The sequence below is a fragment of the Mucilaginibacter aureus genome (assembly GCF_053514885.1).
In genome coordinates, this window is record NZ_CP170601.1 from 1554633 (window position 1) to 1567316 (window position 12684).

At 42.4% G+C, this 12684-nt stretch carries 10 protein-coding genes; 7 read left to right on the forward strand and 3 right to left on the reverse strand.

Going from position 1 to position 12684, the window contains the following annotated elements; all coding sequences use genetic code 11:
• Positions 1–255 precede the first annotated feature (255 nt).
• From ACFGVR_RS06630 to ACFGVR_RS06660, 7 genes are all read left to right on the forward strand, one after another.
• Positions 256–3582, forward strand: a complete 3327-nt coding sequence (locus ACFGVR_RS06630; protein WP_448701931.1) for a DUF4175 family protein — start codon at positions 256–258, stop codon at positions 3580–3582.
• A 1-nt stretch (position 3583) separates the two neighbouring features.
• Positions 3584–4006 (forward strand): ATP-binding protein, encoded by a 423-nt coding sequence (locus ACFGVR_RS06635; RefSeq protein ID WP_448701932.1) that lies wholly within the window; start codon positions 3584–3586, stop codon positions 4004–4006.
• A gap of 1 nt (position 4007) precedes the next feature.
• Entirely contained in the window at positions 4008–4439 is a 432-nt protein-coding gene (ybeY, locus tag ACFGVR_RS06640; protein WP_448701933.1) for an rRNA maturation RNase YbeY, read from the forward strand.
• 129 nt (positions 4440–4568) lie between these two features.
• Complete coding sequence (locus ACFGVR_RS06645) at positions 4569–5081, forward strand: glutathione peroxidase (RefSeq protein ID WP_448701934.1); 513 nt, start codon at positions 4569–4571, stop codon at positions 5079–5081.
• Between the two features lie 162 nt (positions 5082–5243).
• A complete protein-coding gene (locus tag ACFGVR_RS06650) occupies positions 5244–6464 on the forward strand; it encodes a DUF3179 domain-containing (seleno)protein (protein ID WP_448701935.1) in 1221 nt (406 codons plus the stop codon).
• 284 nt (positions 6465–6748) lie between these two features.
• Positions 6749–8191, forward strand: a complete 1443-nt coding sequence (locus tag ACFGVR_RS06655; RefSeq protein ID WP_448701936.1) for a DNA/RNA non-specific endonuclease — start codon at positions 6749–6751, stop codon at positions 8189–8191.
• A 143-nt stretch (positions 8192–8334) separates the two neighbouring features.
• A complete protein-coding gene (locus ACFGVR_RS06660; protein ID WP_448701937.1) occupies positions 8335–10209 on the forward strand; it encodes a M1 family metallopeptidase in 1875 nt (624 codons plus the stop codon).
• A gap of 96 nt (positions 10210–10305) precedes the next feature.
• Here the strand turns inward: ACFGVR_RS06660 and ACFGVR_RS06665 are convergent, their stop codons facing one another.
• Genes ACFGVR_RS06665 through ACFGVR_RS06675 form a run of 3 tightly spaced genes read right to left on the reverse strand, consistent with a single transcriptional unit; the run spans position 10306 to position 12683 of the window.
• Positions 10306–11190, reverse strand: coding sequence for a phosphatidylserine decarboxylase (locus tag ACFGVR_RS06665; RefSeq protein WP_448701938.1), 885 nt, complete (start codon positions 11188–11190; stop codon positions 10306–10308).
• 22 nt (positions 11191–11212) lie between these two features.
• On the reverse strand, positions 11213–11848 hold the full coding sequence (locus tag ACFGVR_RS06670) for a phosphatidylserine decarboxylase (protein ID WP_448701939.1): 636 nt from the start codon (positions 11846–11848) through the stop codon (positions 11213–11215).
• 31 nt (positions 11849–11879) lie between these two features.
• On the reverse strand, positions 11880–12683 hold the full coding sequence (locus tag ACFGVR_RS06675; RefSeq protein WP_448701941.1) for a phosphatidate cytidylyltransferase: 804 nt from the start codon (positions 12681–12683) through the stop codon (positions 11880–11882).
• Position 12684: the final 1 nt, after the last annotated feature.

Here is a 12684-nt window from a genome sequence, read left to right on the forward strand (position 1 = left end):
TCATCTTTTTAATTAAAGCATTGTCGGCGCTCTGCTCATCATCGGGCAACTTTTAGCGTACACATATTGCATTGTGCCTAAAGCGGTAAATTATATGTAAAACCTACTTTGCCGGTATGAAGACAGAACATTGCAAATTTAAAAAAAATAGTAATCAAAACCATTCAAATAAAAAGTACCTGGCTGCAACGCAATTATGTGTGTTTTATATCGTTTTTAACGCAATGTTTATTACTTTTAACCTATTAAACATTTATGGAGGCTGCAGGCAATTACAATTTGCTGATCCAAAAGATCGACACCTTTATACGCAGGTATTATTTAAATAAATTACTGCGTGGTGCTATTTTTTTGGGTGCAATTTTGTTTGCTGGTTATGTAGCCATTACGTTAAGTGAATATGTTGGCCATTTTAGCACCGCCTTGCGCGGTATACTGTTTTTTGGCTATATCATTATCAACAGCGTAGTTTTTGCCTGGCTTGTTTTGCCGCCATTGCTGGCCTACTTTAAATTGGGCAAAACCATTAGCCATGATACCGCTGCCGAAATTATAGGCACCCATTTTGCCGATGTTAAGGATAAGCTTTTAAACACCCTACAGCTTAAGCGCCTTGCCGACGAAAATCCGGCACAGCAAAAACTGATCGAGGCCAGTATCGATCAAAAGATCGTTGCGCTTAAACCCATCAGTTTTCCATCGGCTATACGCATTAAAGAAAACGTAAAATATTTAAAATGGGCATTGGTGCCATTTTGCATTATTGTGATACTGGCATTTACCGCCCCATCGGTTTTAAAGGATGGTACCGAAAGGCTGATCAAACACAACCAGTATTTTGCACCCAAGGCGCCGTTTAATTTTGTTATTGTTAACAAAAACCTGTCGGCAGTACAGGGCGAAGATCTTAAACTGGAGCTTAAGCTTACCGGCGACCAGTTTCCGAATGATGTTTACCTGGAAACCGGCAACAATGTTTTTAAGCTGAACAAGGAAAATGTAAGCCGGTTTAGCTACATTTTTTCGAACCTGCAGCAAAATGTGCATTTTAAGCTGATCGGGAATGACTTTGCATCAGCCGAATACGAGATCAGTGTAAACCTGAAGCCATCGTTATTAAGGTTTGATGTTGGCCTGCAATATCCCGCATATATCCACAAAAAAAACGAACAATTAAATAATGCCGGCGACCTGACCATCCCTGAGGGAACCACAGTGCATTGGCAGTTGCATACCCAAAATGCTAACACGCTGTTGTTTGGCATTGGCGACCGTGTTGTGCAAATACCGGGTGCCGAAAATGCTTTTTTACATACCGAAAGGATATTAAAGCCGTGCATTTATACGCTTAAGGCTATCAATAGTATGGTTAGCCATGGCGATTCGGCGGCGTACCGTATTAATGTAATTGCCGACCAGGCGCCGTTGATAGCCGTTGAAGAGAAACAGGATTCGGTAAGCTCAAAAGCGGTATATTTTAATGGTAAGATACAGGATGACTATGGATTTTCATCGTTAACATTTCATTATAGTATTGATGCGCATGATAATCAAAAGCCAAGAACATCGGCACAAGCCGTAAAGGCCGACCTGAATAATCCGCAGGCCGACTTTTTTTACTTCTGGAACCTGAAAGATGTTGGTGCCAAACCAGGCGATGAAGTGACTTACTATTTTGAGATTGCCGATAATGATGGAGTAAACGGGCCAAAAAAAGTACGCTCGGCCGAACATACCTTGCACGTGCCTACCGAAAAGGAATTGAATAAGCAACTGGAAGCGGGCTCACAATCGGTTAAACAAAAAATGCAATCGGCCATTAAGCTTTCGGGCGATGTGGAGAAGGATGCCCAAAAACTAACGCAGTTGCTGATGAATAAAAACTCGTTATCGTTCGACGAGAAAAAGCAGATCCAGGACCTGTTGCAAAAACGGAAGGAATTGGAGAACCTGGTTAAGGATATCCAGAAAGAAAACCAGCAAAATTTATTCGACAGACAGGAGAACAAGCAACAGGACCAGGAGATATTAGATAAGCAAAAGCAAATTAAAGATCTGTTTGACCATGTGTTAGACGAAAAGACCAAAGAGCTGCTCAAAAACCTGCAGCAAATGTTGGAACAAAACCAGAAGGACCCGGCGCAGGATCAACTGCAAAAAATGCAGATGGACAGCAAATCGCTGAAAAAGGAGCTCGACCGGATGCTTGAACTGTACAAAAAACTGGAGGTTGAACAAAAGCTGAAAGAAAATATTGACCAGTTGAACAAAACGGCAGATAAGCTGGAAAAATTATCCGATCAAACCAAACAGCCCAACAGCGATCAAAAGGATTTGCAGCAAAAGCAGGATCAATTGAATAATGATTTTAAGGATATCAAAAAATCGCTGGAAGATGTGAAGCAAAAAAATGACCAGCTTGAGCAGAAAAGTGATTTTGAAGAGCCCAAAAAGGATGAGCAGAACATTGATGAGCAAATGGATAAAAGCAGCGACGAGTTGAGTAAAAACAACAAACCGAAGGCATCTCAGGCGCAAAAACAAGCTGCCCAGCAAATGAAACAGCTATCGCAAAAGCTACAGCAAATGCAGCAGCAGGAAGAAGACGAGCAATCGCAAATAGATGTACAGCAACTGCGAGAGCTGATCAAAAACCTGGTTAACAGCTCGTTCGATCAGGAAAAAACGATGCAAACGCTACGCACAATGAACACTAACGACCCGGCTTATATCACCTGGTCGCAAAAACAAAAAGATATTAAAGATAATTTGAAAAATGTGGAGGATAGTTTATATTCACTAAGCAAACGGGTGCCACAAATACAGTCGACAGTAAACAAAGAAGTAGCCACTATTAATACAAATATTGACCAGGCATTAAGCAACTTAGGCGAGCGCCATACCAATGAAGCGAACCGAAATCAGCAATACGCCATGACATCGATGAATAATTTGGCACTAATGTTGGCGGATGCATTGGACAACGTGCAAAAAATGATGAAAAATGCCAAAGGGGGGGCAGGAAAGAAAAAGCAGCCATCGTTATCACAACTAAGCCAAATGCAGCAGCAGTTGAATAAAAACATGCAAAAAATGCGCGAGCAGATGCAACAGCAAGGTAACCAGGGGCAAAGCAAACAAGGGCAAAATGGCATGAGCGAACAACTGGCAAGGATGGCGAGAGAGCAGCAGCAGATACGCCAGGCACTGCAGCAGATCAATAATCAGGAAAACAAAGACGGTACAAAGGGGTTAGGTGATCTGGATAATATTTCGAAGCAAATGGAACAAACTGAAAAAGATCTCGTAAACAGAAAAGTACTTGACGAAACCCTTAAACGGCAACAACAAATACAAACACGTTTATTAGAGGCCGAGAAAGCTGAACAGGAACGGGAACAGGAGCAACGAAGAGAGAGCAATGCTGGTAAAGATATTCCACCCGGTTACATTAAAGCACTACAAAACTATCAGCAGATTAAAAACAAACAAACGGAGCAGATACAAACTGTACCCCCAACCCTGAATTTTTATTACAAATCAAAAGTTAAACAATATTTTGATCAAATTAATGGCAAGTAATATGGAACAGCCCAATATAGATACCGGCGAATTATTTACTTTGCAACTACCATCAAAAATGGAAAGCCTTAACGCGCTCGAAAATTTGATTGAAGTGATGGCAAGTAAATACCACATTCCGGATGATACTTTTGCAAATATGATGACCTGCCTAAATGAGGTATTTATTAATGCGATAGTACACGGAAACAAGCTGGATGAAAATAAAAAAGTAATTATAAACGCAGAGGTAGATGGCCGCCGTGTTAGCTGGACCATTACCGACGAAGGCGAAGGATTTGACTATAACAAGCTGCCCGACCCTACCGCACCCGAAAACCTGGAGAACCTGACAGGCCGGGGCGTTTTTATTGTTAAACAACTGGCCGACCAATGTATTTTTAATACAACCGGCAACGAGGTTGAGCTACTATTTAAATTTTAACATGCCCCGTATACCTGTTTTCTTTTTTGAAGAGGATATCAGATTTAAACCGAAAAACAAAACCGCGCTGCGCGAATGGATAAAAGATACGGTTATTGCCGAAGGCTATAAGTTAAAAGAGCTTAATTATATTGCTTGTTCTGATAATTACCTGATTGAGCTTAACCGGCAGTATTTAAACCATGATACCTATACGGATATCATTACGTTTGATAATTCGGAAACTGAGGGCGTAATAATTGGCGATATTTTTATTTCGATAGACCGCATCCGCGAAAACGCGGCAAAGTTTTCGGCAAATGAAGCCGATGAGTTGCACCGCGTAATTATACATGGCGCGCTACACCTGTTAGGCTATAAAGACAAAACCAAAGCCGACAAGGACCTAATGACCCAAAAAGAGGATTTTTACCTTGCCCAGGTAAAATTTTAAATACGTTAGCGATTTTTTGATAGAATGCGCTAAAATCTGCTTAAAATTGTCTTGTATTTCAGCCGCTTAGGCAACCAAAATCACAAAAAGCAAGTATTATCACCGTACTTAAACTTAAAAAATTAAACCATGAAAACTTTAGCATTGATCTGCACGCTGTTTTTTGTAGCTGTTAGTCCGGCTTATGAATTTAAACTGAAAAATATTGACGGCAAAGCCTTTAGCCTGGCCCAGTACAAAGGCAAAAAAATATTGGTTGTTAACACCGCCTCACAATGCGGCTACACCAAACAATATGCCGAGCTGCAACAATTAGCCGATAAATATAAAGGCAAGCTGGTAGTTGTTGGTTTCCCTGCAAATAACTTTGGCGGGCAGGAGCCAGGCAGCGATCCAACCATTAAACAGTTTTGCTCACAAACTTTTGGTATCACCTTCCCGCTAAGCACCAAGATCAGCGTTAAAGGCGATGACATCGATCCGTTATTTAAATATTTAACCAGCGCGCCAAACCCTGATTTTACCGGCGAGATCAAATGGAACTTTGAGAAATTTTTGCTGGATGAAAACGGCAAACTGGTACACCGCTTCCGTTCGCAGGTTACCCCGATGTCTGAAGACTTGACCAAATATTTGAACTAAGAGTTCAATTTAGGCCGGTATATTTATTTTTTTTTAGGCCGGTATATCATTTTAAAATGTGGTTGTATTGTGCTTTTATTGTATTTATTTTAATAAATTCGGGTTAATTATAAGTCAGTTTCCTATAGCTGCTGGCCGTTAAAACCGGGTTAATAAATTATAATGAAAGCAAAAAATAACGTACCCATATTTTGGTGGGGAATTATATTGTTGGTATTACCAGGTTTGGTACATGCTTACCTGCTGATGCCTTTCCCCGGCAGCCAGGATTTAAATGCCATTACGGTATGCTATTACCTGGAAAAAGTAGTAAGCCCACTACGCATTGCCGGTGCTTTGCTTATTGTTTGGTACCTTTTTAAATATTTTTCGGCAGGCTCAACTAAAGGCAAGGTTGTTAAATTGACAGTATTGCTGCTGTGTTTAGTAAGCTTGTATTTTACCGATGTAAAATACAAAGCCGAAACTATGTTTAAAGAAACAACGGCTTTAAAATTTGCCACTGGCTTAACAAACCGGGTACCCTTAAGTTACCTGGTGGTTGGGGTGGTTAATAACGGCGTGGCCAAAGCTTACCCATTAATTTATTTAGGCTACCATCATAAAGTGCAGGATGAGGTTGGCACCAAACCTGTTTTAGTAACTTATTGCACCATGTGCCGTACAGGCAGGGTTTATAACCCGGTTATAAATGGTGTAAGGCAAAATTTTAGGCTGGTTGGGGCAAGGCATTATAATGCCATAATTGAGGATGAAGGCACCAAAACATGGTGGTACCAGGCAACGGGCGATGCGGCAGTTGGTAAGCTAAAAGGGCAGCATCTTGATGAAATTGCATATGAGCAAACAACCTTGGCCCAATGGCTGCAACAGCACCCCACATCGTTGGTAATGCAGCCCGATAAAATATATGCCGGTGATTATGCCGATTTAAAAAATTACGACCGCTTACAAGTTATTGATAAGGATAGTACGCTTAAAAACAAAGATTCGTTAATTAATAAAAGTTGGGTTATTGGGGTAATATTAAATGGGCAGGCCAAGGCGTATGATTGGCGTACACTTTGCAAACAGCATGTATTAAATGATAAATTTGGCGGTGGTACCGTATTAATAACTATACAAAAGGACAACATTAATTACAATGCGTTTAACAGTACCCTAAAAGGCCAGGTATTGCATTTTAACCAGGATGCCAATAGCCAGCTAACCGATAAAGAAACGGCCTCTGTTTGGAATTGGGATGGCTTATGTACCTCTGGCGAGCAAAAAGGCCAACAGCTGGCAAAACTACAGGCCTACCAGGAATATTGGCGCTCATGGAAACATTTTCACCCCGGCACCCTCTTCTGGAAGGGTAAGGCCAGGCTGGCTAAAAATTAAATATTAGCCCTCAATAATGGCTACCAGTTTGCCTATGTCGCCATCGTTATGAGTTCGTCCTCGGCAATGTTGGGGTAAACAATTATTTGCGCCGCTAAATAACAATAAGTTAATATAATTAAAAAGAGGCCGTTTTGTTAAATACGGCCTATTTTTTTGCATAATTGTTTTTTAATGAGAGGTTTTTGTAAAAAAAATGCAGTAATTAATAAAATTAAATCAGTATCTTTAACATTCAGTTAACATGTAAACGTTTCCTTTGTAAAAGATTTAATATCCCAAAAATGAAAATTAAGTACCTATTTGCTGTTTCAATAATTGCTGTTGTATTTGCATCCTGCGCAAAAGTAGCGCAGCCCGATGCATCACAGCTGGTTAACACGCCTATACCAGGTAGCGGAACAGTAGCCCCTGTTGATCCGGCTACCATTCCTTATTCGCTGGTAGAAAACTTTGAATACGGAACCAAGGGCGGCTATGGAGATGCCAATGTAACTTTATCAACAGGTAGCTGGGATTTTAATGATGCATTAATTGGCAGTTCAAGCGCCGATGTTAAAGATGATGGTCATTCAGTCAGGTTACGTACCGGTTCATTGGGTATGAACTTTGACATATCCGGTTTAAAAACAGTATACATCAGTCACGCCCGTTACGGTACGGACGCAGCTACCACCTGGGAGCTGGATGGTTCAACCGACGGTGGTACAACTTATATCAAAATAGGCAATACTATTAACGAAACAGGTACAGCGTTAGTAACCGACTCGTTTAAAATTACCACTACCGGCAAAATACGTTTAAAAATTGCTAAATCATCGGCCACCGTACGTGTAAACATTGATGATATTATATTTAAAGGCCTTGGCGACCCGGGCGTGGTAATACCGGATACCCCACCGGCCGACACCAGCAGTACAACTACTGCATCAGCAGGCAGAGGAATAACCTTTGGGGCCGACGCGCCGCCATCAGCGGGCGATAACAGCAATATGCTGTTTGGTAACCCATCAAATGCCGCAGCTACATCAAACGATAATTTATTGATCGACCAGCACTATTATGTAGAAAGCTACAATGCCACCAAAGGCGAGCCAAACTGGGTTAGCTGGCACCTGGATGCAACTAACACAACCAATGCTACCGGCAGGTTGGATAACTTTGCTGCTTTTACCGGTTTGCCTGTTGGTTTATACCAGGTACAGAGCAACAGCTATTCGGGTAGTGGTTTTGACAGGGGACACAACTGCCCTTCGGCAGACAGGACAAGCTCGAAGGATGCTAACTCGGCTACCTTCCTGATGACCAATATGATACCACAGGCACCAAACAATAACCAGCAAACCTGGGCAAACTTTGAAAATTATTTGCGTTCGTTAACTTCATCGGGTTACGAAGTGTATATCATTATGGGAAGCTATGGTACAGGTGGTACAGGATCAGTAGGTACGTTCCAAACCATTAATAGCGGACATGTTAATGTACCAAGTAATGTTTGGAAAGTGGCTGTAGTGATACCGGTAGGTAACGGCGACCTGTACAGGGTAACCAATACCACCCACGTGATATCCATTAATACGCCAAATATTAACAGCATTCAATCCGATTGGAAACAATACAAAGTAACTGTACGCTCAATTGAGGCGGCCACCGGTTATAACCTGTTATCGGCACTGCCGCAAAGCGTGCAGGATGCTGTAGAGACCCAGGTAGATCCGGGTATTTAATCACTCAAAACATAAAGCAGAGCCATCCTGATTTTCAGGATGGCTTTTTTATTGGATAAAAATCAGTAACTTGAAAATTAATGTAGCAGGAAACACGTTTTACAAACAAATAGTTAAGTAACACGTATCTTTAAAAGATTATCATGATCAGATCCGGACTGCTTTTTATACTTTTTATTTTTTATGCGTGCGGCTCGTTTGCGCAAACAAATTTGCAGCAGCCGCTAAACATTGAGCAAACTTATAGTAAACAAACCCGTACTCTTAACGGTGCTCCGGGTAAAAACTATTGGCAAAACACTGCCGATTACAGCATTAAGGTGAACTTTGATCCGCGTACGCGCAACCTGAGCGGTACGGTAAGTATTGATTATACCAATAACAGTCCGGATACTTTAAAGCAGCTTTGGTTTAAGCTTTACCCTAATTTTTATAAAAAGGGGGTAATGCGCAATTATAGAGTTGATGCGGCGGACATGAACGACGGGGTGCAGATCCAAAAAATGACGATCAATAATGCCAGCCAGAACGTTGAGGACATCAATATGGATGCAACCAATATGTCGGTCAATATTACGCCGCTGTTATCCAAACAAAAACTTCATGTTGATATCAGCTATTCGTACAAGCTGAACCGTGCCTCGCATGTGCGTACCGGCCAGGTTGATTCGGGATCGTATTTTGTTGCGTATTTTTTCCCGCGGATAGCGGTTTATGATGACATTGACGGCTGGAACAAATACCCCTATTTAGGTACAGAAGAGTTTTACAACGATTTTTGTCATTTTAATGCCGAAGTAACCGTGCCGGGCAATTACCAGGTTTGGGCAACCGGCGACTTGAAAAATGCGGCAGATGTGTATAATGACAGGATAGTAAAACTGATAGGCCAGGCAGAACAGACCGGCGACGTAACCACCATTGTAAGCGAAGCTGATCTACAGGCGGGTAACATCACCACTAAAAAGGCATTAAATACCTGGAAGTTTGAAGCCGATAATGTTACCGATTTTGTTTTTGCCACCAGCGACCATTATCTATGGATGGCGGCGAGCCCTGTGGTAGATACGGTTACGGGCAGGCGTACGCGTGTTGACGCCGTTTTTAACCCCGCGCATAAGGATTACTACCCGGTGATTGATTTTGCACGGAAAACGGTATCGCTGATGAGCCATACTTTCCCGAAATGGCCCTTCCCCTACGCGCACGAAACTGTTGTTGATGGCCTTGACCAGATGGAATACCCTATGATGGTTAATGATAACCCCTTAGAAAAAACAGATGATGCGATAGAGCTAACCGACCATGAAGTGTTCCATACCATGTTCCCGTTTTATATGGGGATAAACGAGACCAAATACGCCTGGATGGATGAGGGCTGGGCCACCATTGGCGAATGGACGCTGAGCAGTATGATAGACCCCAAAGTGGTTGATGTGGATGGTTTAGCATCATACGAGGTTATAGCAGGCAAAGAGGAAGATTTGCCGATCATGACCTTATCGACACAGCAAACCACACCGAGCTATATTGTTAACTCGTACCCTAAACCGGGGCTTGGGTATATGTATGTGCGCGATATGCTGGGCGATGCCTTGTTTACCAAAGCCCTGCACTATTATATTGAGCAATGGCACGGCAAGCACCCTATGCCCTACGATTTTTTTAATTGTATGAATACCGGGGCCGGCATTAACCTGAACTGGTTTTGGAAAAACTGGTTTATTGACCGCGGCACGCCCGACCAGGCGATAACTAAAGTAGCACAGAAGACCCATAAGGAATACACGGCCATCATCAGCAATATAGGAACCAAGATAGTGCCGGTTGACCTGACCGTTTATTATCAGGATGGCACTACCAAACTGATCCATAAAGATATATCGTGCTGGAAAAACGGCAACAAAGAAGTTGACATTACCTTTGCGGCAGATAAACCAATGGATAAATTAGTGCTGGGCGGTATTTATGATGTGGATGTGAATAAGGCGGATAATACTTATGTTATTAAGAAATAGTGGCTTTTTAGGCGGTGAAGAACACATCCCCGCCATTGCGCGCATTCCAACTACACCCCTTCTCAAGAAGGGAGTTTTGATGGCAATTTCTAACGCTTAGTTTTCGCCGACCTTTTCGTTGATCTTGACCAGTGTTTCGATGCTTTTGATGGATTGCTCCAGGATATCGGCATCGGGTTTAACGGCACTCTTTTTAAACAGCTGTATTACGGTTGAACCGCCAAACTCGAACAGGCCTTTTTCTTCGCCGCGTTTAAAAGTATACTCGCCGTATTGGCGTTGCACAATTTTGCCTACAAACAAAGCGCCAACTTCAATGTGTATAACTTTGCCAAAGTTTTCGGTATGCAATACGGTTAGCTCGCGGTAGTTTTTAGCCATTACCGATGGGGTTTCGGCCAGGGCAATGCGGTTTACCGAATGCAGTATCCCTTTTATTTTTCTCACCTTTTCCTGTTTGCCATTGTCGATATAGCCATAGCGATGATAATCGGAAGGGGCAAGGCGGTACATAAAGCACCAGCCATCAGCATATTCATCGGCCAGTTTGGCATCTTTAACCAGGTCGTTCAGTTTATACCAGTAGCCTTTTACGGGCAATTGCTCTGCTTTCGCGAGATCCCATACCATGAGGCGCGAATCGGCAGGCGATATCAGGTGACCGGGCGTGTGATCGATGGGGCGGGCTTCGGGCTTGAGCTCACGAACAAAGAAATCGTTAAAGCTCACGAACGAGTTTAACGGCCTTTTGATCTCGCTAACGTCAATATCATAGTGCTCGATGAATTTAGGGATCTGTTTAAGGCTCCTTTTTCCTTTCATCACCCGGCCATAAGCTGTGGAGATGAATTTCCGTTTCAGGATAAGGTTGGTCAATAATTTCCCGGTAACGGTTTTATACAGAAAGATGAGTCCGCTTACTTTAAAAGCATTTTCTTCTATCGTTTTTTTCGACTGCCTGTCGTAAATGAAAACTGCCATTGTTGAGCTTTAAGAATTGCAATTAGGATTTTAACTGAGCCAAAACAGTATCGCCGGCTGTTACCGTTTCGCCAGGTTCAACTTTAACTTCGGCACCTGATGGCAGAAACACATCAACACGGTTGCCGAATTTTACAAAGCCTAATGGTTCGCCTTGTTTGGCGGTATCACCTTCTTTAACATCGGATACGATGCCTGATATAAAAGCACCCGAAGTTTGATGTAACAATACATTTGTACCCGCGCTGTTTTGTATGGCAATGGCAGCACGTTCGCTTTCTGCAGCTGATTTTGGCCGATATTTAAAGTGTTTTACAATGCCACTGATGGGGTTACGCGTAACACGCGGATTAAGGGGCGACAGGTGGATTGATATGCGGATGCTTTTATCTTTTAGATATTCGGGCTCGTTAACTTCTTCAATACCGGTAATTTTACCATCGGCGGGCGACAACACTGCTTTATCGTTAGTATTTATTGCGATTGACGGGTTACGGAAAAACTGAACAACGAATGCAAACAGGGCAAACGACAGGATGTAAATTATCCATTTAAACACATGTGCCTGCGGTATATAAAATTGTAACAACGCGTTGAGCACAAATATAAAAAGTACACATAGCGCCAGTGAGGTGTAGCCCTCTTTGTGAAAAGTCATTGAGTATGCAATTAATTTTATCTCAAAAATACTAATTTGTAATTAAGTACAGGTAAGCAAATACCAGCGGTGCCGAAAGAAATAAGCCATCGAACCTATCGAGCAAACCACCGTGGCCGGGTAGCAAACTACCGGAATCTTTGGTGTTTAAACTGCGTTTAAGCATCGATTCAACCAGGTCGCCCATGGTGCCGAAGATACCTATCAAAGCTGCCATGCCTGCCCACTCCCATTTGGTGATCTCGGTAAAATAATAGGCTATTAAACCAGATACAAATACCGCAAACAATACGCCGCCAAAAAAGCCCTCCCATGTTTTTTGCGGCGAGTGGCGCTCAAACAGTTTGGTGCGGCCAAACCAGCGGCCAACCACATAGGCGCCGGTATCGTTGCTCCAAAGCAGGAGCATAAAGGCCAGTGGGAAATGATAGCTGTATGATCCTTTTAAAAAAGCCAGCGCAAAAAAGAAGCAAAAAGGTGCTATCGCGTAAGCTAAACCCACAATAGTGAAGGCAATGTTTGTAAACGGATTTTCGGAATGTTTATATAACTCGGCTATAAAAATACTGCCGATAACGGGCACAATGATCAGTAGAAACTTAGAGTCGATAACCAACACATAATGCAGGCCTATGCCTACAAAAATAAGCACACCACCAATTAAACCGGCAATAATATTGGGGTTTACATTAGCCGTTTTAACCATTTTGTAAAACTCGTTAAGACACAAAAGGCTTAAAATGGCAAAAAAAGCAGTAAACGTCCACACCCCGGTTAGCAGCGAGGCAAGCATAATGATAATAAAAAAGAGGCCGGTTATGGCGCGTGTCTTCATA

Bases quoted from the DNA above. Each gene is read 5' to 3' on its own strand.
- ACFGVR_RS06630 (WP_448701931.1), top strand. From the start codon at position 256: ATGGAGGCTGCAGGCAATTACAATTTGCTGATCCAAAAGATCGACACC.
- ACFGVR_RS06635 (WP_448701932.1), top strand. From the start codon at position 3,584: ATGGAACAGCCCAATATAGATACCGGCGAATTATTTACTTTGCAACTA.
- ybeY (WP_448701933.1), top strand. From the start codon at position 4,008: ATGCCCCGTATACCTGTTTTCTTTTTTGAAGAGGATATCAGATTTAAA.
- ACFGVR_RS06645 (WP_448701934.1), top strand. From the start codon at position 4,569: ATGAAAACTTTAGCATTGATCTGCACGCTGTTTTTTGTAGCTGTTAGT.
- ACFGVR_RS06650 (WP_448701935.1), top strand. From the start codon at position 5,244: ATGAAAGCAAAAAATAACGTACCCATATTTTGGTGGGGAATTATATTG.
- ACFGVR_RS06655 (WP_448701936.1), top strand. From the start codon at position 6,749: ATGAAAATTAAGTACCTATTTGCTGTTTCAATAATTGCTGTTGTATTT.
- ACFGVR_RS06660 (WP_448701937.1), top strand. From the start codon at position 8,335: ATGATCAGATCCGGACTGCTTTTTATACTTTTTATTTTTTATGCGTGC.
- ACFGVR_RS06665 (WP_448701938.1), bottom strand. From the start codon at position 11,190: ATGGCAGTTTTCATTTACGACAGGCAGTCGAAAAAAACGATAGAAGAA.
- ACFGVR_RS06670 (WP_448701939.1), bottom strand. From the start codon at position 11,848: ATGACTTTTCACAAAGAGGGCTACACCTCACTGGCGCTATGTGTACTT.
- ACFGVR_RS06675 (WP_448701941.1), bottom strand. From the start codon at position 12,683: ATGAAGACACGCGCCATAACCGGCCTCTTTTTTATTATCATTATGCTT.